Below are 21,712 nucleotides of genomic sequence, written 5' to 3' on the forward strand. Positions count from 1 at the left end.
AAGTTGAAAAACAGTTGGAAATTATATATAATTTAGCAAGAAAGGAGCTTTTTTAGTTATCTAGGACAGCCCCTTTTTTTATTATAAAACAAAGAAATAAAAAAGATTTATACTATAGTTAGTTTATCATTATATTTATATTTATGATTTGGGTAAAAAACATAAAAAAACCGCTTATAAATAGTTTCAAAATATAAAAAAATGTATAAACTTATATATAGATAATTTTGAAAAATAGTTTAATATATTCTTATATTATAATGAATAAGGTTTATCTCTATGAATGATAAAATTAAAAAGAAATCTAGAGAAAGAGCTATTACTCTATCTGTATTATCTGCTACATGTTTGCCTTTTGGACTTCATAAATTTTATTTAGGATTATATCAACAAGGAATATTATATGTTTTATTTTGTTGGACATTGATTCCGCAAATCATCTCTTTAATAGAATTTATTTTATTTATAAAAATGAAAGATGATGATTTTGATATGAAATATAATAAACTTTATGTAAGAAATGAAATATATAACAAGGTTATGGAAGAATGTAAATATATAGAAGCTCTTACTACAGAAATAGACAGCTTTTTAACAAAAGATGAAAAATGTTTTTTACAAACCTATGTTCAATGGCATGAATATAGAAAAGTTAAAGGAATGGATAAATTAGAATTAATATGTCAAGGAAATCTTTATTTAACAAATAAAAGAATTTTTGTAGTTTCTAATATGGAATCGAAAAAAATAGAATTGAAAGATATTGTAAATGCCGCATGTAATAAAGATGATATAAATATTCCTGATATAGTAGAAATCACTAAAATAAAAGGTAAAAATGTTATTTTACTATTTAATAAATTAGAAGATATGTTTAAATTATATTTTTATGATAATAGCTTATAAAAATAATTTACTAAAAATTAATAAATCTATTGAGAGTTAAAATTATGAAAAAAATTATATTTTTATTTTTATTGTTATCTTTTTATCTATATTCTGCCTCACTTCCTCAAGGTTTGATAAAAGAAACAGGAAACGGCATTACTAGAATAAGCACCACAAACCCCAATTTTAAAATGGTTATGGAGATATGGGGTAATAATGTTATTCTTAAATGGGAAAGCATAATTAAAAATGATAAAGGATTATTTTATAGAGGAAAATATATAGGTGATGGAAATACTATTTATTTATTTGGTGAGACAATGAATAAATATTTTGAAGGTACTAATTTAATTCAAATATTTACAATGCCAATATCAGATAGAGCTAATGGTTATAAAGCTTTACAATTAAGATATTTAATAGAAGAATTAGATGTTAAAGAAGTAAGTAAACTATCTATGTCTACCATATTTATAGGTCATCAATTAGAACCCTATTATTTATCAGAAAAAGATACAGAGGAGGCAAGAAAATTAATAAGATATTTTGGTGCTGTTTGTGATGAAAATGGTGTTGCTTTTACAAATCCATATTATAATAATGCTGAAAAATACACAGATATAAAAAACTCTCTTTTAGAAGTAAAAAATATGAAAGAAAATTTTGATAAAAGATTTACTGTAGAAAATGGATATTATATTTACAGAGGCGATAAAATAGAAATAAAAGCAAATATTAATGATTATAAACAATTTATTAAAGAAACACAAAATATAGTAGATAGAGAAAATAGATATTATAATAAAACAGATTTTAGAATTGAATTAACTTTTAAAGAACTTAAAGAAATCAAAAATATAAAGATAGAAAGTTCTGATATGATGTCATTTGACCGCTATACATATACTATAAAATCAAATGAAAAAAACAACACAATTAAACTTATTTTCTTACCGTTGATTGATTTTGAGATTAATAATATTCCTGTATCTGTATTAAATCCTAATGTTGACCAATCAAAGAATTATAATACAAATACAAATATATTTATCACATATAAAGACGATAAAGCACTAACTGTATTTACTGAAAATTTAAAAAAATTATAAATTTTTTACAGCTTCTAAAGTAGTACACCAAGCGTTAACATCTGTATTTCTGCTTTGCAGTACATGCTGTATTGTTGTAATTTTATAAACTCCTGAATACATTTTAGATATATCTCTATCTATTCCAATTTCATAATTATTTGGGTCACCCTCTGTAATATAAGCTTGATTATAGCTAATAACACTTTTTAAATTAAGAGTTATTAACTGCTCTACTCTAAATATAGAAGTCAAAGGAACAGTAAGAGTTATAGTATTAGGATTGATTAATTGAGGCTGTCCTAGTAAATCTTTATCGCTTATGATTTCAGGTGTTATAACTGGGTTTTCACCTATATATATTGTATTACCTTCTTTTTTTATTATTTCTTTAAATGATGTTTTTACAAAATCTACTAAAGAAATAGCTCCTTCTCTTTTAGTTTCAAATATTCCTTCTATATTCATTGTATTTGTAATAGCTTCAGTTATTATAATACTTCCTTTTGTAGGATTTCCAACTTGAACTTTAACATTAGGTGTACCAACTAATTTTAAATAATTATCTATAAACCTTTTAACTTCATTTCTCCAAGCTGTACCATAAGCTATATTTAGCTGATTAACAGAGGCTTTTTCTTCTTCTGTCAATTCTTTTACAGGAATTAAGTTTAAAACAAGAACTGTACTCACACCATCCATATTCGCATAACTATTTGCTACATAACCATCATAAATGGGAGTTGTTAATATTTGATTATCATTTAAAGCATAGCATGTATTTTGAGGGTCTACTAATCCTTGACGATAATGAATAGGGGTTGCTTTTACTCCAGCATAAATTACTACTCTTGCTCCTGCTAATTTACCAGCAGAGTTTTCATTATGCCAATATCTATTAACATTATAAAGAGAAAGTACTGCTCTATCATATATTTCTTTATTACTTGTATCACAATGTGAAACATATTCAAACTCTATGTGTATGTTGTCGTCCATATTGCCTAAGTTTTGCTGTAATACTAAAGTAGTTGGCGGTTGGTAGTTAGGCTGATTATTTCCTCCTATGCTAACTCCGTTTTTTGATGTTAGTTCTATTCTGTATGCCCTCATATTAACCTCTTTGAAAATAATAATTTGTGTATTTTTTATTAAACAACTGAATAAAGCTCAAATTGCTGTTTCTTCATATTATAAATTAACTTATAATTATTAAATGAAATATCTCCTATCAAATAATTTATACCATCACTAATATTAAAAGGTATATTGCTAATTATAGCTTCTTCTGCCTTATTCAATATAGATACTTCTACATTTTCCATATAAAAGTTAGGAAATATTTTGAATGTATAGTAACTATCATTAATTGCTATTTTTTGAGTATATGCTCCTCTTCTCAAATTAGGATATTGTTCAGCAAAACTACCTTCTGTATTGATAGTAAAAGAAAAAGATTGTAGAAGTGTCATATAATAGCTCCTGTTATGTAATTACTTAATTTACTTACTAATTTATCAGTTTCATTTTTATAAACAGGAATTAGTGTTTTTAAATCTAGTCTAAATGAAATACCTTTTTGCCCTGCTTCATTTTCAATACCATATAACCCTCCCAAAACAGCATATTTAATATCACCCCAAGGAGTGAGAATATTAAAAGTGCCGCCTTGTTGTACATAATATTCTAAAGCATCTACAAATATTTGATTTTTTATATTTTGAACAGTCCAAGGATTAGCAGAAGTGATTATATTATGAAGTATCACAGAAAAATCAGCATTCTGCCTCACAGCTCCTTCTATTAATAATTGCTTATTTAAATAAGGATATTCTGAATATTCATTAACTAAAAAAGGAATATCGCCATTATAGCTAACTTCAAAACCTACTAAAGGAAGAGGCAAATCAATTGGACTAACATATCCATTCATAATACTAACTGTATCAGGTAAAATAACAGCAAACTTATTGTATTTTGCCGTTATAGACTGAAAACTAAAAGCAGTATTTTTATTCAAGCTTGAAACACTACCTAACAAACTTTGTATTAGCATTTTTCAATATTCCTTAAAAACTTTTTCTCAAATAATGAATTAAACTATTATAATTTTTTATACCTTCTTTTTTTAAGTCTTTTTTTACTTCATCACTAAAATATATATTTATATAATCTTGAAAATAATCGAAAGGAAACCTAAAAAGAAAATCAGCAATACTGTTTTCAATAGGAATCCTTTCAATTTTTCCATTTTTATAAATATGAAGCCCTATACCTCTGAAGTCTCTTGGGTTTGTGATTGTGTCATAAAAGTATTCTTCCACTCCGTAACAGTTGATGATGTAAAAGTTAGAGATAGTGCTTTCATTCTCTCTTCCCATTCTTCTATTTTCAAATGAGGTTTTATATAACGGAGTATTACTATAAAAAAAAGCAAAGAAGCCTTTATAATATCTTTTGCCTCGCCGTTAATACTATTTAATGGTTTTACCTCATTATCTTCAAAATAATATCCTGCGGCAATAGAGCGTTCAAGCATAGCAGTAATTTTTAATTTACTGTCATCTATATATTGTTTGTATCTAGAATCATTGCTTTTATATTTTTCATTAGCAAGCTTTTCTATTGCTTCATCAATATAAACGTCATAATCTGTTAATAAAACTGCTGGATTAATATTATCAATATAACCCGCAAAGTTTCCAAGCACTAAAGCATTTGATTTTACTTCTTCTTTATTAACAGGAGGAATAAATACTTTAATTTCTCCATTAGGTGTATTGATAGGAAAAACTATATTGGCAGTATTATAATCTATTTTAGCATTATCCATAAAACCTCCTTATTACCCTATTAAAATACCATATAAGTCTGTATTTACTGCTAAAGTTCCTTTAACTGTAAAATTATAAACAGGACTTGAGGCATTAGCTGATACTTCACCCATAGATAAAGTACATGCGAATATACTATATTCATTTCCTACATCATCTGTAAATATACATGTTCTATTAGCACCTTGAACAAGTCCATTTGTAAATATTCTCTTTCTCCAAGTTGCTGCTGGAGTTACTACTTTAATAATTGAAACATTAATTGTAACAGGTACAGCCATTTCTACCGCTCCAACATCTCCAAAATTAACCTTTAATCTTTTTACTGTTTCTTCATCTATACTCATTGAAGCAGCATCTTCTCCCATATCAAAAGCAGTAAGGTTTAAATCTGGATCATCTGGAAATATTAAACTTGTAACTGCTTTATTAATAAATCTTTCTAAATAGCTTGGTAATTGTGGCATAAACTAAACTCCTATAATTGTTATGTTCAAAAAAACCTATAAGTAAATAGTAAATAAATTTACTATTTGGTTTTTTATCACTTGTCTTTATTCTTTTGTTATACTTGGTACTATTTGTAATACAAAATGTCTTATAGTTACATAACAAGAAGCACCATTATATATTCCATCTTTCCAGTCTTGATATTGATTAGCTTTATAAGTTGCAAAATCAATTGCTGACCATTCTCCTGTATTTAATATAGCATTTGTATTAGTGTCATAATCTGAACCGAAATTGTCTAATACTCCAAAACTAAGCATAGTATTACTTATAGCTACTAACTTATTTTTGATAATATTTATTCCATTTTGATTGAAAGATATGCTTTGTAAAGGATTATTTGAAGCCTGTATCATCATTGAAGCAATATCTACAGTTAATCTAAAAATAAAAGTATCTAAAGCAAAATAAGATTCCCAATTTTGACCATCTGCTACCATGCCTCCTAAAACAACTATATTATTGTTTAATGAACCTATCCAACTACAGCCGTTTTCATTTAAGGCATCTACTAAAGAATTAGAAAGCCTATCTCTAGGTGTTATTCCATATACGGTTTTCCATTGAAGAAGTGAAAGAGGATTACTTACACTTAAATTATATAGATTTCCTGCTTTTATTCCAACAATAGCACCATTAGAGCTTTCTCCTTCTACTAAAGATGGATAAACAGGCACAAAACTTTTACTTTTTGTATATAAAGCAAATGTTTCATCAGTGCTTGGGTCTGTGCCTTCAGGAAGCTCCAAACTAAAATATTGTCCTGCTGTAATTGTAGAATAAGATTTTACTAAATCGATAAAATCAGTATTTTTATAAAAAGAAGTAGGACAAGCCCATTCATATACTCTTAATTCTCCGCTTGCTACAAAATCACTTAAAACTTTCACTGCCTGAGAAACTATTTCGCTTGTTATATTTGTCCAATATGTTGTTTCTGATAAATTAGTTGGTGTCAAATTTGTGGCACTTATAGCAGTGTCTGCTTGAATACATTTGTATGTCTCACCTTGAGTATTAATATATAAATCATCAACTTCATAATTTTTGGGGTCTGATGTTTCTTCCCAATAGCTCATTTCAGAAAGTTTAATAGGTTTTAAGTCTGTTTCGCTTGTGGCAGTATCTGCTTGTAAACATTTATATGCTTGACTTCCATCTACATAATAATCACCTACCGCATATTGCTTAATATTTGGTAAAGTTCTTGTTTCTAAAACATTAATTTGCCCCATAGCATTATTAGTAAAGAAAGAGTTCAAAAAACTTTCTGTATATGAACCTTCTTTTAATTCTAAATCTGCTACCTCACTTTTTGATATAGTCTTTAATGTACCTGCTTCTAAATTAGTGTCTCCATAACTGACAATACCAAAAACTCTAGTATAATTTTCTGGTACATTTACACCTAAAGTTTTGACATTAACTATAACAGGTTGTAACGGATTAGGTCTAGCCATTATTTATTTCCTCCTTTATTCTTATGCTCGAAAAAAACTATAAGTAAATAGTAAATAAATTTACTATTTGGTTTTTTCTCGCTTTAGTTTTTTATTGCTATGCTCGTACTCGCTTTCATCATTTATTTAGTATAATATATTTTTTATAGATTTGATTTATACTATAGTTAGTTTATGATGTATTTTAAGTGAAAATTTTACTTGATTTTTAATATTTATTCTATTAAAATTATGCACTATGTTAAAGCAGTTAAATATAACCGAACCTTATATAAATATAATCCTAAAAAAGAGTAAAAAATATTTAGAAGAAAACTTTAGTGAAAATCAAATTAATGAATTACTATCAAAAATAAAATTTTTAGAAAAAGAAAAAAATATAAATGAAATTATAAAAAAATGGTCAGATATTTATATTGAATTTATAAAGGGAATTCATCAAAAAGAATATACTTACATAAATGAAAATTTAGATAATTTCTTAAATATTAATAATGATATAAAAATTATTTGGGGTAATTGTCTAAATATAATGAAAGCAATGAAATCTGAGAGTATTCACTGTATGGTAACTTCCCCTCCATACTATAATGCTCGTGAATATAGCAGGTGGGATAATTTAGATGAATATTTATTAGATATGAGGGAAATCATAAAGGAAGCTTATAGAGTATTAGATAATAATAGAGTTTTTGTTTTTAATATTGGCGATATTTTTGATAATGATAATTTATTTACAAAATCAGTGTGGGGAAAAAGAAGAATACCGCTTGGAGCATATTTTATAAAGATATTTGAAGAAGAAGGTTTTACTTTTGTAGATGATTTTATTTGGGATAAAGGAGAAGTACAAAGCGAAAGACATAAAAACGGTAATAAACCCTATCCTTTTTATCAATACCCTATGAACTGTTATGAACATATTTTAATATTTCATAAACATAGACTTGATATGTATAGATACCCTTGTCCTATATGCGGTACATTAAATGTTAATGGTAATTCATATACAGAAAAAGGATTAAAAAGCTGGGAATGTAAAAATGAAGATTGTTTTGAGAGGAGTGTTTCAAACAGAGGTAAAAGATTTTCATTAAAAACTATAATTACTCAAAGAAGACAAGAAAAAGAATTTATGATAGATAATGATTTTATAAAAAAATGGAGAAGAGATATTATCAAAATAAATCCTGTAATAAAAATTAACTCAAAAGGAGAAAATAAATTAGGTCATAGTGCTCCTTTTCCTATAGATATACCAGAAATGGCAATAAAGTTTTTTTCCTATAAAAATGAAAAAGTTTTAGATCCATTTGGAGGAAGTATGACAAGTGTAATAGCTTCAGCAAAAAATAATAGAATAGGAATAGGCATAGAAATAAATAAGAATATGTTTGCATCAAGTATTAGAAAAAATATACAAAATAATTTACAAAATAAAAATATAGAGGAATTTGACTATGAATGAAAATGCTGATGCTAAAAAACTTGTTATAGGTCTTTATGGGGAAATGCGTTTATCTATGAGACTTCATGACTTAGGCTGGCAAGTACATAGAGCTTATATTGATGAGGGAATAGATTTTACAATAACTAAATATTATTGTAATAAATGTAAATGTTATTCTCAGCAGTGGATTAGAAAAAGTATTTATAATAAAAAGGAATATAAATGTGTTACAAATTTATGCAGTAAATGTCATACTGAAGAATTAGAAGTTGTATCAAGATATTTACAGGTAAAAACATCGGAAGGCATACCTACAAAATCTGATAATATTAGAAAATTTAGTTTTCATCCTAAAATACGTTATGATATGGGATATGATGTATTTTATGTATGGATTGCCGTATTTGATAACAAAGATGATAAAAAATGCCATTTTTATATTTTAAATACAAAAGATGTATCTCAATTTGATGATATTGAACTTCCTACATATCAAATTACCGATAATCAAAAAACAGAACTGCCTATAAGAAATGACGGAGTAGTATTAAAAGAAGGCAAAAAATATAATTATGAATTATTTAATACAAAGTTTTATGAAAATTGGAGTATATTAGAATAAATTAAATAAAGTTATTTGTTGTTTATTTACTTGAACTATTATGCTTTTTATTAATTCAATTACAGCATCATTTGTTAACGTTTCTTGATAATAATTTATTTTAAAATCACTTATAGCTTTATTGCTTACTATTCCAAAGCCTTTTTGTCTGTCATCAGAAGCACTTTTGAAATTAATAAAATCATTTACTCCAAACACATTTTCATTATAATTCTGCGGCAATGTTTGTATGTTATATGCTAATTCCTGCTGTGCTTCAGTTTGGGCATTTATTAAATGAAGTCTTATAGTGTCTTGTTTCCATTGCCCCACATAATTATTATTTTCTTTACTATATGTTGGCATTGAAAGCCCTTTAGTGTCAATTACTTCTACACTTAAATAAGGCGTTTCAAGATTAATAGGACTTAAATATGATGGATAAATAGATATATTCAATCTATCTTTATTATAAATCCAAAGCGGTATTGAGTTGTTTAATAAATTGCTGTTTATTTCTGTAATATCATAAACTATAAAACTTTTATTTTTATTCTGTAATATCTCTGCTCTATAATCATAATGGTTTGTTTCTTTATTGTATGCTATTAAAGAATGTACCATAAAATAATTATTCTCATAATTTAAAATAAAAAGCTCAGGGGCTTCTTTAAAAGAATTACTTAATGAAACAGGAGTTTGTATAATATATTCTCCTATATCCATCTGCCCTGATAAAGTCATTTCTCTATTTTTATTAGAATGAATTGTTATGTTTTGAATTATTTTGCTTTTAGTTTTATCTATCAAAATATAGCAAAATCCATTATCTAAATTGATTTTTGAGGCACTATAACAAACACATGAAACTATTTTTGATGTAAACTCTTTTGAGGCTTTATTTAGTAATTTAGTTTTTGCTGCTGCCATTTTTATGCGTACTCCCTGCCTTTTTGGGTTATTATATTCTTATATTCAGCAGGTATTTCATAAAGTCTAAAAATTAAACGCATAGTACAGCGGCAATTTATAGGAATACCCGGAAGACCATCTTCTATTTCATCAGCATACTCTACATCTTTAGTTTTTTTAATTAATCCTTTTTTGAGTGCCTCGCTATCTCTAAATAAATATAGTTTACCCTCTCGTTTCCAATGGTTATTATGCATTTTATTTGCTCCATTAGGATAAAGTCCAGACGGATTGCCTACAACTCTTATATCTTTTCTGTTTTTCCAAATAAAGCCTATAGCATTATTTTTCATTGCTGTGATATATGTCATATTAGAAACGAGTTTATGCTGCTGGTCTCTAATTATCATATTCTGCCACTTATTAGTTTTATAATTCTTTTTAGCTTTTTCAGGTATTACATCATTCCAAAAATCATACTCCAATTCTTCTAAGTTTTTATTATTGTGAGGTATTGAGGCAAAGTTCATAAGTCTGTTTTTTATTTCTTCTATCGTGTTTTGGTCTTGAGTGGTTATATATGATAATGAAACATTTATTCTTCTTTCTAATTCTTTTTTGAAATCAGGCTTTAAATCTTCTATTTTATATTTCTGTATACCTGAAGCGGTTTGAAATATTCCTTTTTTTATAAATTGATTATATTCATTTTTTAATTTAGAACGTACTTCTTTATTTACACTTTTTAATACCTTATCATAATCTTTTTTTATTCCTTTATCTATTGCCCTTACAAGTGCTTCAATGGCAGTTTTTGATAAAATATTATTAATGCTAAATAAATTGTCATCAAAGAAAGATTTTAATATTCTTTTTGCTGTATCAAATAAACTAATCATAACTATAGTATAAAACAAAGAAATAAAAAAGATTTATACTATAGTTAGTTTATTGTTGTATGTTATTAATTATTTTTCATATTTTTATTGACTTCTCATAAAAACTTTGTTAAACTAAATATATAGAGTTAGTATGAATGGCAGAAAATTTGCCGAGCACGACTGCCGCTTGCTTGATTTTCAAGTACTGCGATGGAGGGAAGGCCCGTCCTCCCTACTAACTCTTTTTAAAGTTTTTTTGTTTGTTTTTTCAATCTATTTAAGCCTTTTTTACTCATTGTGTAAAAATGTACTATTTCATAATTTTCTTTTTTATTTTCAATTTCTACTAAAACTAAATCAGCATATTCGTTATCTACATAATGTATAAAATTGTAATAATTAGGTTTATCTACTCTGCCGTAAAATATTTCATCTGTTTTATAAAGAGCATTACCTAATATTTTTATAGCTTTTTCTTTATCTACATCTTTGTGTTTTTCATAAAAGTTCCTATCAATTATATTCTTTTTCAATAATATAGGCTTATCTTCAAGTCCGTATTCATCTAAAAAAGATTTAGGAAAGTTAGGCAGCGTATTATCTTTTGTCCAATCAATCTCTTTAAGTTTCTCAATTTTTTCTTGTATTTCTTTATCTTTTTTTTGTTTTTCTTCTTCGCTTAAATCTTCGTTATTATTTTCTTCTTTTCTACTTTCTTCGCTTTCTTTTTCGCTTTGCGTGCCTTTGGCAAACTTTCCGTCTTCGTATCTTGGATGTTCTTCTTCTTTGAAATTATTGTCAGAGTCTGCTTTTATTTCACTATTAATATTGTTATAATCAAACATCTCTTCATCATCTTCGTTTACTTCCATATTTTGAGGGTTTAATTCCATTTCATTTTTGAATATTTCGCTTTCATTTAGTTCTTCCTGTAAGTCCGCAGGATTAGCTCCTAATTGCTGAGCTTTGAGTAAATTATCAAGTTTTTTAGCATTATTATCTTGAATAACACTCTCAGGCTCAGGGAATAAATTACCATATTGAAACTTAAAATTATCAACCCAGCTTCTAAATATTTCATTGTCTGTTTTATCTTTATATTCGCTGTATTTATAACGCATTTCATCAATAAAAGCTCTATCCCAAGCCTTTAGCATAATATAATAATCAGTAAGATTGTATAAAGGAGTGAGCTTATTTTCTCTAAAGCTTTCTATTGTTGATATTACAGTCTCTTTATCTTTATCTCCCTCACTAAAGCCATTAGATAAGTTTCTATCAAATAAAATACTAACAGGAGTATCTGATAATGCTTTTGTTATATCATCTTCAAGTTTATTAATACTGTCTATAAGACCATTCAAATTAGCAATAGGAAAATCTTCAACAGTACTGTCGTTTGAAATAGAAATAACCTCTCCGCTTCTTTTTTGTTCTAAAATATTGCCTGAGGCAGTAATAGCATCTAATGTAACACCAGTAAGTTTAGATTTTACAGGATATTTATAAATAATTGCTCCAGCTTTATAGAGTAAATCTCCTATTGATTTAATGGCATCATCATATTGTTTTAATAATTCTATCATATTGTAAAATACTGAAGGCGGAGAATAAGGAATTAATGAAGTTCTTGTATCTAAATATAAAGGTTCTAAAGCATGACTTATAGCTATTCTTTTTTTAGGTATTGTCTTAGAGTTTACTTGTATATCAACAACTTCTAAAAAATGAAATGAAAGAGGGTCTATATCTACTCTTGAACCGCTTATATTAAGAGGGTCCAATACATTAAACTTTATTTTATATTTATAAGCATCTTCAAAAGTTGGTTTTGTAGTAAAATCATCTTTATCTTCTTCTTCATTATACATAGCAATGTATAATCCCCCAGTACCATATATACGAGCATTATATATAGTCTTTTTTATTGCTTCATCTTGTTTCATTTCAGAGGCTGTTTCTTTGAACTTTTCTATTGCCTCAGGCGGTGCTTTATGTATATCTATATCTCGTTGTGTGCTCATAGCAAAGTTTGGAAGTCCTTCCACTATTCTTTTACCAAGTGTCGTAGTTCTATAAATATCTTTACATTCTTTATAAGGCAATATTTGATTTTGAATGTCATTAAAGGTACTCATGTTATATAATATCTATCTAATATTTTTATATATATAATAAAATAAAAGAATAAAAAAAGATTTATACGATAGTTAGTTTATCGTTGTATGTTATTAATTATTTTGCTTTAAGATAAAATTCTGAAACCGTATATAAAAAGTATAATCTATTTATTAAAATTATTAATAAATTTTAATAATATATTTTCAAATTCATTTATATTGAATAAAGATTTTTTAGATTTTGTAAGTTTATAAGATGCATTAGCTCCTTTTTCCATACTAACTAAATTACCTGCCTTACCAGTTGAAATGTCAGACTTTGACCATATATTAAAATATAGATTATCTGGAGAAACACCTAAACAAATTATAGCTTCATATTTTCTATGGTATCTTATATGGTTGAATTGAAAATTAGAATTTGTATCTTCTGTTGCAGTTTTTATTTCAAAATCAATATTTTCTATTTCTATATCATATGCATTTTTATCTCTTGCCTCTGTAGATTTTTTAGAAAGTTTAGAATTTATATTTAATTTATTACATAATTCATGAATAAAATCCTGACCTACACTTCCTACTCCTGTATTAGAAAGTGTTTTTATTTTTTTAAATTCAGCATTATCCCATTTAGAATGATTATGATATTTTTCTAAAATATGCAAAAACAATTCATCATAAATACTATTAGGCATTAACAATTCCTCTATCTATTAAAGCTTTTTCTATATGATACATACTTATATGTCTGCAATTATGAGTTGCTAAATTACTATAATCATTCCAATTTATACTGTTCAATATACTTTCAACTTTACTTTTAGATTTTTTTATTATTATACCATATCCGCAAACATATTTAACTTCTGAAAAGTCTTTTACTAATTTAGGCTGCTTTGTATAATATGTTCTTTGAAGAAAAAAATCAGCATTATTCATCTTTTCTATTCCGCAAGTTCTTTCTTTTCTAGTATCAACAGTAAATATATCTACCCAATCATCACATGATTTTTTTATTTCTAAATTAGTATTTCCCTTTTTCCATATTTGCCATAAAGCATTCACTGTAATTTTTTTATTATCTAATCTATAAAAACTATCATTTGGAAGTATTTCAGAATGAACCAATTTCATATTATTTACTCTATTTTTGGGAGAACCTTTTCCATCACTTTGAAATGACATAGGCAATATAAATCCTATATAATCAGCATATTGAGATGCCGAGTTCATAAAAGCTAAAGAAAGCCAAGCCCTATAACCAAATGGAGGATTACCTATAAATATATACTTTTTAGTTAAATCATCAGGCGACCATAGTAAAAAATCTTGCTCTAATATACCATCAGATAAAGGCATTAAATCCAAACCTATTTTATTTTTTGAATCTAATAAATTAAAAAAAGCACCATTACCTGCGGAAGGCTCAACAAAAGTATAATCTGATATATCTACTTTTTCTTTGTCTAAAAAAGACAATAAATTATTGTAACAATATTTAGCGGTATCTTCTTTTGTAAAGAATTGCTCCAAATCTATTTCTTCAGGATTTATCCATTTAGGAAATATTTTATTTTTAATCCATATTTTATTTCTTTTATTAATAATATTATTTTTATTTTCTTCAAAATCTTTATATAACATTAAGTTTTAATCCTTGATATATAGATATTTATTATATTCTATTATTAAAGATATAAAAAATCAAATAAAAATTATATAAATAAAGAAGTCTTTTTATTGTATTAGTTTTTTAATGCTTCTCCTTCAAACTCATAATAAATAAGTTCAAGCAATGTTTCTAAAACAATATTTTCTTTTACTTCTTCAGGAATATATTGACAAACATTATCTATAATAGTTCTTTCAAGTTCCTGATTTTTTTCTATGTATATAAGTTTGTTTTGTATATAAGGCATTGAATATGCCGCATAGTCTATTAATTTTAGTTTCTCTATTTCTATTCTTTCTATATTTCTCTTATTCAAACAACTAAAGTCTATATTCTCATTATCAAAAGCTATTATTGAATTAACATTGTTTATGTAATTTTTTGTTTTTTCTGCTATTTCATTTGTATCAGCTACTTTTATATCTTTAATTAAGAAATGTTGGAATTGTTTTAATCCATCTCTAGTGTAGAAATAATCAAGAAGAATAAATACGCTTTTACTGCCTTTATAACTATAATAAGCAATTTTATTTGTAATATTGTATTCTCTATCAATATCATCAATATACTTAAACCAAGCTCTTTTAAAGTAAACATCTATAGAATTAACATCTTTCAAACCTAATAATTCATAAACACCCCATACAAAGCTATCAAGCCTGTCTGGACTTTCTCCTTGCTCTCCTTGATAGCCTTGTATAGTAAGCAAAAGCATTTGATTTTCTAATTTTGGAAAACTTTTTAAGAAATATACTTTACCTTGAGAACAAAGATTAGCTACAGGTAAAGCTCTTAAATATTTACTTTGTGTTGCTCTTACAGGTATCAAACGAACACTTTTACTTTCACTTAATATTGTATTAGCTACATGGTCGCCGCCTTGATTTTCTTCATAAACTACTGCCTCACATTCATAATTAAAATAAGTTTTTACAAGCATTTTCGCATATTCTGAAGCAGTATAATGTCCGCTTACATCAGCTATTAAATGAACATATCCTTCATGAGTGATACCAAGTACAGTTATACCATATTCGTTATTAAAATCTTTAGAGCTTGCGGCAGGGTCTGTTGCTATTATTCTTCTTACATAATTATCTTTGTCATAAGACATATTAAGATTTAAGTCTTTTATCTCTTCATAAGTCCATAAAGCTCCGTCAAACTCTGTCTGCGGTTCTCCATTCCAAATATATTTCCATTTTTTCAGGTTTGTTGCTTTGTCAAGTTCTGCTAAGGAAATAAGCTCTGGAGAATTAAACTTATTGTCATAATAGTTTATATTTATATGCTGTGTCAATAATTGACGTTCTCGGGTAACATTTTCATTAAAAAAATAATCATAAATTATAGTGTTTTGTCTATGCCTATTGTATGTGAACACTATTTGATAATCTTCAACCCTTGCCGCAGTAGGTATCAACTTTTCAAGTGAAAGTTCTGAAATACTTTGTGCTTCTTCAACCCAAGCCAAAAATAAAAGGTCTGTAGATTTTAATGTATCAGAAGCATCTGAAGAAGCCTCTTTTAACCCCATAAAAATTATACGTACATTGTTATGTTTTGAAAGTATTTCTTGTTTTGTGATATTAAAATAATTTTCAAGATGATAGAGTTTTATTATTCTTTCAAGAAGTGGTTTAACTGATGTCTCAATAGATTTTTGAACTTCACGACCGCAAAGCAAAGAGCCTGCCGTTCTTCTCTCAAGAGCTTTTAATATAACATATCTTGCTACTTGTTCGCTTTTTCCGCCTGCTCTTCCGCCTTCAAGATGTACAAACTTTTTAGTAGGGTCTATATTCTCTTTTCTCGCTAATTGAAAGAATAATTCTATATCATGCCTCAAAAGCTGTAATTTATAATCAAGTTCAGTAGAACTGTTTGATTCTTCATTTTCTTTGTCAATTCCTATACCATGACAATACTTAGCTAAAAAAAGAAGCCCTTGAACTGATTTATTGTTATATATTTTTTCTATAATCATTTTTCTTTGTTTTTCTTTTAATTTAGTGTACCAAAATGTAAGAGTATCTTCTGTTATTTCTTTTCCTGTCTCACTTTTCAATATTCTATGTACACTTTGTTTAACCCAATTATTTTGTAAATAAATCTGTTCAAAAGTAGGATATTGAGAATGTTTTTTATTTATATATTCTTTGAACTTATTTATCATAAAAGGTATATGATATTTATCTTGAGTTTTATTATTAGCCATTTGTTTTATTATAAGAAGAAAGAATTAAAAAAGATTTATACTATAGTTAGTTTATTGTTGTTTTTAGTGTTTACAAATACTAATAATTACCTTTTAGAATTAAAAGATTTTATTAATCTTTCAAGTTCGTTTTTTATTTGTCTGATGTCATTATCATTTCGTACATTAGCATTAATATTAATTGTATATGTGCCTCCGCCTGTTCCAGAAGCAGATGCTAATTGCTGAGGCTGTTTCATCGCAATAATATAATCTTTAGGATTAGTTTTTATTACTTGATTATTAGGTGTTATTATACCATCATCAATATCATCTATAGTATCTTTAGTTACATTTATCATATTTCCATTCTTCTGCTTATGATATAAACCTGCTTTTGTTGATTCAAATCTCCATCCTTCAATATTTCCAAATACTTTTACTTTTCTTAATGCTTCAATTATAGCTGTAATAAAAGTATAAAAACCTATTTTTACACTTTTCCATATATCAGCAAAACTGTCTTTTATTGATTGCCATGTTTCTGTAATTTTTGTTTTAAAAACATTTATTACTGATGTAGTTGTTTCTATTATAGTTCTAATAGCAGATAATGGACTTACAAGACCAGCTATAGCATTTGTGAATATTTCAAGAGAACCGCCTTTATCAGTTCCTTTATCGAAATTACCTAATATTTTAGCAACTGTATTATACAAACCGCTGAATAATTTACCTAAAGGCTTAAATATTGGGCGTATAAAATTATAAAACCATTTGAAATCATCAATAACTTTTTTTATTACTTTTCCTAAAATATTAACAGCAGAACCAAATATAGATTGTAATGGAGGTAATATATTAGTTTTCCAAAACTCTAATAAAGTTAATAAATCAGGCTCTATAGTTTCCCATACATCCACTAAACTCTGACCTATAGTTATTAAATTAGGCTTCAGAATATTCCATAGATTGCCTATTCCGTCTAACAGTCCGCCTCCTAAGTCTTTTAATACAGTTATCCAACCTTCTTTATCAATACTAAATCCTTTAAATATTTCATTAAATAAGCTTTTTCCACTATTAAATAAGTCTATTCCTTTCCCTACTAAATCGCCGCCTATTTTTCCAATAGAGTTAAAAAATCCTGAAATCATATCTAAGTTTTTTTTAGTAAATACTTTTCCTAAAAGCCAAGTAAAACCATCAGCTAATTTATAAATATATGGAGTAACTAATTTTAAGCTAGTGGTAAGAGCAGGGGCGATTTTGCCTCCTATATTTTGTGAAATATCTTTTAATACAGTTGTAAAACGAATTAAAGCCCTTTCTCCTGCCATTAATGATTTACCGCTCTTGCCTCCAAACATTCCTATACCTTCTTTAAAATATTTCTCTATTTCTCCTGTGCCTTCTTTAAGTACAAACTTAAAATTATCAAAAGGTATTCCTATGTCATCAATAATTTGTTTTTTCAAATATTGAGGCAGATTGCTATCTTTCATACTGTCAAGCACTTCAAATAATGCTTCCGTAGGATTTTTATTTTGTAAATCGCTAGCATTAAGTCCTAAACTAGCAAAGTTACCCCATTTTGAATAATCTTGTAATGAAGTAGTAAGCCCTTCTATAGATGATATTAATGTATCTTCACCTAAACCTGTCATTTTTCCTGCAAAGTTTAAAGCATTAGATTCTCCGAAAGTAAGTCCTGTATTTTTAGCTCTTGTATTAGCTGCTAAAGTTCCATTCATTGAGGCAATTCCTGCTGTAATGCCGGCCATAGGTAAGCCTGCCGCTGCTAAAGCTCCCCATTTTATTTTACTTGAAACTAATCTCATTAAGTTTAGTTTTTGTAAGCTAACACCAAGAAGCTTATTTTGTTCTTTTAATCCTTTATTAGAATCAATTATATTTTGAGAAAAATCTGAAGAGTCTTTTTTAGAAGTTTTATTTGAGAATCCTTGAAAACCGCTTAAATTAGCTTTAATCTTTTCTGACAATTTAAATGCTTTTTCTAAAGCACTTAAATCAAATGCTATTGAATAAACTTCACTCATTATTAAAATCCTTTAGCTAAAATAATTAAGTCCTTCATTACTGCTTTCGCCATTATAATTAATTTCCATACTTTGATAATATTCACCTGTATCAATAAGTCCGACTGTGCCTGTTTTTCTAGCTCTTATAGTAACTATTCCGTGCTCGCCTTTTTCCATAAAGTCAAGCCATAATCCTTTTATATAATTTGCTATAACTATATTTGAATTATCGCTTTCTTCAGGATGTAAAAAAGCATGGCTTTTTTCTTTAGCAATGAAAAAAGAAATATCATCTTTGTATAATTCTAAAAACTTAGAAACAACCTGATATTTCTCTTCAAGTTCAACAGCTATTTCATAAACCGTTTTAGTATTTTCACTTTCGTCATAATAATTTGAGGCATTGTTATGAATAGAATCTTTTTCTAAAAAACTAAGAACTTCTAATGCGTCCATTATATTATTATTCCGTTTACTTGTTCAAAATATATCTCTGCTTGAACTCCATAAGGTGTACTTAGCAAATAAGAAGTTTCTAAATCTCCTTCTGTTAAACTTTTAGGCAAAGTAGATGAAGCAGAAGAACCTCCGCTTGATGTAGAAGTAAGTATACCTGCTGTACTGTCATAAACTGAATATTGAACATAAAGTTGTTGCAAAGGCTCTGTCGGCTCGTTCCATATATTGCCTTCATCATCTTTTTTTATCTCAAAAGCTGAACTAACTATTGATATATGTAATGCGTAATTAAAAATCAAATTAATATAATTAAAATCACGCATATATCGCTTCAAAGAGGCACATCTATTCAATGCCTCTTTAAAAGCCATAGTTGTCTGCTGATAAGTATACTCACTAATTCCATAAGCTGTAGTATTATCAGAAGATTCGTTTATACCGCTGTGTACATTCTGTAATGGTTCTTTCTCTTTTAAAGAGGGCTCTTTTATTAAAGCCCACTTCAAAAAAGAATCATAATCTAAAGAATAACAATCTAAAGCCATTTATTTTTTATCTCCGTCTTTAGACATTTTTTCCACTTCAACTTTAAGTCCAACATCTTTATCTGTATTTTCTATTTTTGACTGGTCCTTTTTTAATTTTTCAGCTGTTTCTTGTTCAATATCTTTATTCTGCTTTTCTAATGAATGTCCGCTTGATTTACCAATCTTTATAATAGCATCTTTACCAGACAAAAGTTTTTCATACTGTTTAGACCATTTTTTGTATTCATCTTCGCTATCAAAAGTAAGTTTATGATTTAAAGCATAAGCAGGGATTTTAATATTTTGAATATACCCATCCCCTTTAGAATCTACTCTTCTTAAAGGCAAATCTCTATTTTGTCTAGTAGCATTGCTAACTTCTATTGTATAACTCATTATTCACCTCTATTTTATTCACTATATTTATACTCTATACTTCTAATAGCATCAGCTCTAACACTATATCCTGGAGTATAAATAGATTCCATTACCCATTCAGTACATTGATACATTGCTGGATTTTGGTATTCCTGTAATTCAAGAGCATCATCCATAAATGTATTAATATATCCGTTATTACCAAAGTTATTAAAATAAGCAGTAGAATCTCTGTTTTCTTCTTTTACTTCAACTCCTGGATTTATTATAAGCATTACATCTGTATTGCTGCCTGCTCCTTTACCTGCCATATATGAACAAGGTACAAATTGTACTTTCATACCATTCATATCATAAACTACATTTTCAAACACTTGAGCTACTGAAGAAGTACCAGCTCCTTTTTCTTGATAATTTGTTAAAGGAACTATTTTACTTTTCAAAAAGTTTATAGCATCAATTGGAGCAACTATAACAGTAGGTCTTAACATATTATAAGACAAATCAGATACAACTCTTATTTGAGAAACTAAAAACTCTAATAATTCTCCAGGTATATATGATGTCAAAGTATTATGACTAGCACTATCAGCAGGTAAAGATACAGTTTCACTAGAAGCATTAAATAGCCCTTGTGCTTCAGAAGCATCTGCACCAAAAAATACTATATGAGCTCTTCTTTGTGCCATTGCTTGTAAACTTACAGATTTTTTGAAATCAACTATACTTTTACTAGGCATTATTTTTGCAAATTTAGCCTCTTCTTTAGCATTTACATCAAATGAGGTTTGTACACTATAATATGGTATAGCCATTTGTCTAAAAGATCCGTCATTTTTTACTATATCATTTCTCCATACAGATGAACCGCCAACTACAGTATTACCACTTATATTGTCAACTAACATTTTATATAATACATCAACTCCAAGCTCTCCATAATTAGTTCTTTTTCCTATAGCAGCATTATAATCTATTGGTTCATAAAGAATTGGTGCTACATCTGGGTCAACCGCATGCGGAAATATTCTTTCAAAATTCATTATACTCATTTATATTTTCTCCTTTTAATTAATTTTTATAGTTTTACTAAAACGCAAGTACAATCTACCCATTCTACAGTATTAGAATTAAGTTTTCTTTTTTTGCCATTCACTACAGAAGAAAGAAGCTTAACACCTGTAAGAGCACATGTAGAACTATTTGAAGTTGTTATTTCATTAGCAACTGGGTCCCAGTATAAGGCAGTAGAAAGTGCTACATTTACTAAATTAGCATTACAAGGTAAAAATACCTCTATACCGCTTCCTATTTTTGCTATAGGTACTACTCCATGCTCTAAAGGAAGTCCAGCATTTCCTGAACTATCAACTATATTTTGAGAGCTTTCAAGTATAAAGCCATCTATTACATCACTTGCTGAAGCTGCTGCTTTACTAATAACAAAAGTTTTTGGATTAAACCCTGTCATATTGCCTGTTCCATTTGCTTCTGTATTATCATTTTTGATTATTACAGGAGTACAAGGGAGTAATGTATTAGGCTCTAAATCTCCTATTTTAGCTTGTAATGTAGTAGCTGAAACGTTATATTGATTTTGTGAAAATCCACATAGTGCTACACCTGTAGCAGAAAAAAAGGCTTCACCTTTTCCTAAACCAGTATTTCCTTGATATATATTAGGCATATTTTT

Annotated in this window: 23 protein-coding genes; 4 read left to right on the forward strand and 19 right to left on the reverse strand. The window is 27.4% G+C overall.

Annotation, left to right across the window (positions count from 1 at the left end):
- The first annotated feature begins 279 nt into the window (after nucleotides 1-279).
- Both Q0H31_RS06445 and Q0H31_RS06450 read left to right on the forward strand, forming a co-directional pair.
- Nucleotides 280-906, forward strand: a complete 627-nt coding sequence (locus Q0H31_RS06445; protein WP_295296510.1) for a TM2 domain-containing protein — start codon at nucleotides 280-282, stop codon at nucleotides 904-906.
- Between the two features lie 44 nt (nucleotides 907-950).
- The gene (locus Q0H31_RS06450; RefSeq protein WP_295296512.1) at nucleotides 951-1,997 is read left to right on the forward strand and encodes a hypothetical protein; all 1,047 of its coding nucleotides are present in this window, start codon (nucleotides 951-953) and stop codon (nucleotides 1,995-1,997) included.
- Here the strand turns inward: Q0H31_RS06450 and Q0H31_RS06455 are convergent.
- The 7 genes from Q0H31_RS06455 to Q0H31_RS06485 form a co-directional block, all read right to left on the reverse strand.
- A complete protein-coding gene (locus Q0H31_RS06455; protein ID WP_295296514.1) occupies nucleotides 1,992-3,089 on the reverse strand; it encodes a hypothetical protein in 1,098 nt (365 codons plus the stop codon). The two genes, Q0H31_RS06450 and Q0H31_RS06455, sit on opposite strands and share 6 nt — an antisense overlap.
- A gap of 38 nt (nucleotides 3,090-3,127) precedes the next feature.
- Complete coding sequence (locus Q0H31_RS06460; RefSeq protein ID WP_295296516.1) at nucleotides 3,128-3,448, reverse strand: hypothetical protein; 321 nt, start codon at nucleotides 3,446-3,448, stop codon at nucleotides 3,128-3,130.
- Complete coding sequence (locus Q0H31_RS06465) at nucleotides 3,445-4,032, reverse strand: hypothetical protein (protein WP_295296518.1); 588 nt, start codon at nucleotides 4,030-4,032, stop codon at nucleotides 3,445-3,447. Before Q0H31_RS06465 ends, Q0H31_RS06460 begins: the two co-directional genes overlap by 4 nt.
- 13 nt (nucleotides 4,033-4,045) lie before the next feature.
- Nucleotides 4,046-4,300, reverse strand: a complete 255-nt coding sequence (locus Q0H31_RS06470; protein ID WP_295296521.1) for a hypothetical protein — start codon at nucleotides 4,298-4,300, stop codon at nucleotides 4,046-4,048.
- Nucleotides 4,246-4,809, reverse strand: a complete 564-nt coding sequence (locus Q0H31_RS06475; RefSeq protein WP_295296523.1) for a hypothetical protein — start codon at nucleotides 4,807-4,809, stop codon at nucleotides 4,246-4,248. Before Q0H31_RS06475 ends, Q0H31_RS06470 begins: the two co-directional genes overlap by 55 nt.
- A gap of 12 nt (nucleotides 4,810-4,821) precedes the next feature.
- Nucleotides 4,822-5,277: a hypothetical protein gene (locus Q0H31_RS06480; protein WP_295296525.1), complete on the reverse strand. Its 456-nt coding sequence runs from the start codon at nucleotides 5,275-5,277 to the stop codon at nucleotides 4,822-4,824.
- 87 nt (nucleotides 5,278-5,364) lie between these two features.
- Nucleotides 5,365-6,780, reverse strand: coding sequence for a hypothetical protein (locus tag Q0H31_RS06485; RefSeq protein ID WP_295296527.1), 1,416 nt, complete (start codon nucleotides 6,778-6,780; stop codon nucleotides 5,365-5,367).
- A 238-nt stretch (nucleotides 6,781-7,018) separates the two neighbouring features.
- On the opposite strand from Q0H31_RS06485, the gene Q0H31_RS06490 reads away from it, so the two are divergent.
- Complete coding sequence (locus Q0H31_RS06490) at nucleotides 7,019-8,248, forward strand: site-specific DNA-methyltransferase (RefSeq protein ID WP_295296529.1); 1,230 nt, start codon at nucleotides 7,019-7,021, stop codon at nucleotides 8,246-8,248.
- Nucleotides 8,241-8,852, forward strand: a complete 612-nt coding sequence (locus tag Q0H31_RS06495) for a hypothetical protein (RefSeq protein WP_295296531.1) — start codon at nucleotides 8,241-8,243, stop codon at nucleotides 8,850-8,852. Before Q0H31_RS06490 ends, Q0H31_RS06495 begins: the two co-directional genes overlap by 8 nt.
- Here the strand turns inward: Q0H31_RS06495 and Q0H31_RS06500 are convergent.
- From Q0H31_RS06500 to Q0H31_RS06555, 12 genes are all read right to left on the reverse strand, one after another.
- A complete protein-coding gene (locus Q0H31_RS06500; RefSeq protein ID WP_295296533.1) occupies nucleotides 8,844-9,761 on the reverse strand; it encodes a hypothetical protein in 918 nt (305 codons plus the stop codon). The two genes, Q0H31_RS06495 and Q0H31_RS06500, sit on opposite strands and share 9 nt — an antisense overlap.
- Nucleotides 9,762-9,763: 2 nt before the next feature.
- Complete coding sequence (locus tag Q0H31_RS06505) at nucleotides 9,764-10,642, reverse strand: hypothetical protein (protein ID WP_295296535.1); 879 nt, start codon at nucleotides 10,640-10,642, stop codon at nucleotides 9,764-9,766.
- 227 nt (nucleotides 10,643-10,869) lie between these two features.
- Complete coding sequence (locus tag Q0H31_RS06510; protein WP_295296537.1) at nucleotides 10,870-12,762, reverse strand: phage portal protein; 1,893 nt, start codon at nucleotides 12,760-12,762, stop codon at nucleotides 10,870-10,872.
- Nucleotides 12,763-12,908: 146 nt separating this feature from the next.
- Nucleotides 12,909-13,439 (reverse strand): hypothetical protein, encoded by a 531-nt coding sequence (locus Q0H31_RS06515; RefSeq protein WP_295296539.1) that lies wholly within the window; start codon nucleotides 13,437-13,439, stop codon nucleotides 12,909-12,911.
- A complete protein-coding gene (locus Q0H31_RS06520; protein ID WP_295296541.1) occupies nucleotides 13,432-14,388 on the reverse strand; it encodes a hypothetical protein in 957 nt (318 codons plus the stop codon). The genes Q0H31_RS06515 and Q0H31_RS06520 overlap by 8 nt, the downstream gene beginning before the upstream one ends.
- Before the next feature lie 101 nt (nucleotides 14,389-14,489).
- Entirely contained in the window at nucleotides 14,490-16,634 is a 2,145-nt protein-coding gene (locus Q0H31_RS06525) for a phage terminase large subunit (protein WP_295296544.1), read from the reverse strand.
- Between the two features lie 86 nt (nucleotides 16,635-16,720).
- Nucleotides 16,721-18,673, reverse strand: coding sequence for a hypothetical protein (locus tag Q0H31_RS06530; RefSeq protein WP_295296546.1), 1,953 nt, complete (start codon nucleotides 18,671-18,673; stop codon nucleotides 16,721-16,723).
- Between the two features lie 12 nt (nucleotides 18,674-18,685).
- Nucleotides 18,686-19,111 (reverse strand): hypothetical protein, encoded by a 426-nt coding sequence (locus tag Q0H31_RS06535; RefSeq protein ID WP_295296548.1) that lies wholly within the window; start codon nucleotides 19,109-19,111, stop codon nucleotides 18,686-18,688.
- The gene (locus tag Q0H31_RS06540; protein ID WP_295296550.1) at nucleotides 19,111-19,659 is read right to left on the reverse strand and encodes a hypothetical protein; all 549 of its coding nucleotides are present in this window, start codon (nucleotides 19,657-19,659) and stop codon (nucleotides 19,111-19,113) included. Before Q0H31_RS06540 ends, Q0H31_RS06535 begins: the two co-directional genes overlap by 1 nt.
- A complete protein-coding gene (locus Q0H31_RS06545; RefSeq protein ID WP_295296552.1) occupies nucleotides 19,660-20,037 on the reverse strand; it encodes a hypothetical protein in 378 nt (125 codons plus the stop codon).
- Nucleotides 20,038-20,051: 14 nt separating this feature from the next.
- Nucleotides 20,052-21,071, reverse strand: coding sequence for a major capsid family protein (locus tag Q0H31_RS06550; RefSeq protein WP_295296554.1), 1,020 nt, complete (start codon nucleotides 21,069-21,071; stop codon nucleotides 20,052-20,054).
- Nucleotides 21,072-21,097: 26 nt separating this feature from the next.
- Entirely contained in the window at nucleotides 21,098-21,706 is a 609-nt protein-coding gene (locus tag Q0H31_RS06555) for a hypothetical protein (protein ID WP_295296557.1), read from the reverse strand.
- Between the last annotated feature and the right edge of the window lie 6 nt (nucleotides 21,707-21,712).

Source organism: uncultured Brachyspira sp. (assembly GCF_934747485.1).
In the GTDB taxonomy this organism is placed as follows: domain Bacteria; phylum Spirochaetota; class Brachyspiria; order Brachyspirales; family Brachyspiraceae; genus Brachyspira.

What these genes read in the sequence shown, in the direction of transcription:
- Q0H31_RS06500 (WP_295296533.1), bottom strand. Translation starts at nt 9,761, where the DNA reads ATGGCAGCAGCAAAAACTAAATTACTAAATAAAGCCTCAAAAGAGTTT.
- Q0H31_RS06465 (WP_295296518.1), bottom strand. Translation starts at nt 4,032, where the DNA reads ATGCTAATACAAAGTTTGTTAGGTAGTGTTTCAAGCTTGAATAAAAAT.
- Q0H31_RS06490 (WP_295296529.1), top strand. Translation starts at nt 7,019, where the DNA reads ATGTTAAAGCAGTTAAATATAACCGAACCTTATATAAATATAATCCTA.
- Q0H31_RS06515 (WP_295296539.1), bottom strand. Translation starts at nt 13,439, where the DNA reads ATGCCTAATAGTATTTATGATGAATTGTTTTTGCATATTTTAGAAAAA.
- Q0H31_RS06495 (WP_295296531.1), top strand. Translation starts at nt 8,241, where the DNA reads ATGAATGAAAATGCTGATGCTAAAAAACTTGTTATAGGTCTTTATGGG.
- Q0H31_RS06540 (WP_295296550.1), bottom strand. Translation starts at nt 19,659, where the DNA reads ATGGCTTTAGATTGTTATTCTTTAGATTATGATTCTTTTTTGAAGTGG.
- Q0H31_RS06485 (WP_295296527.1), bottom strand. Translation starts at nt 6,780, where the DNA reads ATGGCTAGACCTAATCCGTTACAACCTGTTATAGTTAATGTCAAAACT.
- Q0H31_RS06450 (WP_295296512.1), top strand. Translation starts at nt 951, where the DNA reads ATGAAAAAAATTATATTTTTATTTTTATTGTTATCTTTTTATCTATAT.
- Q0H31_RS06530 (WP_295296546.1), bottom strand. Translation starts at nt 18,673, where the DNA reads ATGAGTGAAGTTTATTCAATAGCATTTGATTTAAGTGCTTTAGAAAAA.
- Q0H31_RS06455 (WP_295296514.1), bottom strand. Translation starts at nt 3,089, where the DNA reads ATGAGGGCATACAGAATAGAACTAACATCAAAAAACGGAGTTAGCATA.
- Q0H31_RS06545 (WP_295296552.1), bottom strand. Translation starts at nt 20,037, where the DNA reads ATGAGTTATACAATAGAAGTTAGCAATGCTACTAGACAAAATAGAGAT.
- Q0H31_RS06505 (WP_295296535.1), bottom strand. Translation starts at nt 10,642, where the DNA reads ATGATTAGTTTATTTGATACAGCAAAAAGAATATTAAAATCTTTCTTT.
- Q0H31_RS06520 (WP_295296541.1), bottom strand. Translation starts at nt 14,388, where the DNA reads ATGTTATATAAAGATTTTGAAGAAAATAAAAATAATATTATTAATAAA.
- Q0H31_RS06480 (WP_295296525.1), bottom strand. Translation starts at nt 5,277, where the DNA reads ATGCCACAATTACCAAGCTATTTAGAAAGATTTATTAATAAAGCAGTT.
- Q0H31_RS06535 (WP_295296548.1), bottom strand. Translation starts at nt 19,111, where the DNA reads ATGGACGCATTAGAAGTTCTTAGTTTTTTAGAAAAAGATTCTATTCAT.
- Q0H31_RS06510 (WP_295296537.1), bottom strand. Translation starts at nt 12,762, where the DNA reads ATGAGTACCTTTAATGACATTCAAAATCAAATATTGCCTTATAAAGAA.
- Q0H31_RS06555 (WP_295296557.1), bottom strand. Translation starts at nt 21,706, where the DNA reads ATGCCTAATATATATCAAGGAAATACTGGTTTAGGAAAAGGTGAAGCC.
- Q0H31_RS06445 (WP_295296510.1), top strand. Translation starts at nt 280, where the DNA reads ATGAATGATAAAATTAAAAAGAAATCTAGAGAAAGAGCTATTACTCTA.
- Q0H31_RS06525 (WP_295296544.1), bottom strand. Translation starts at nt 16,634, where the DNA reads ATGGCTAATAATAAAACTCAAGATAAATATCATATACCTTTTATGATA.
- Q0H31_RS06475 (WP_295296523.1), bottom strand. Translation starts at nt 4,809, where the DNA reads ATGGATAATGCTAAAATAGATTATAATACTGCCAATATAGTTTTTCCT.
- Q0H31_RS06460 (WP_295296516.1), bottom strand. Translation starts at nt 3,448, where the DNA reads ATGACACTTCTACAATCTTTTTCTTTTACTATCAATACAGAAGGTAGT.
- Q0H31_RS06550 (WP_295296554.1), bottom strand. Translation starts at nt 21,071, where the DNA reads ATGAGTATAATGAATTTTGAAAGAATATTTCCGCATGCGGTTGACCCA.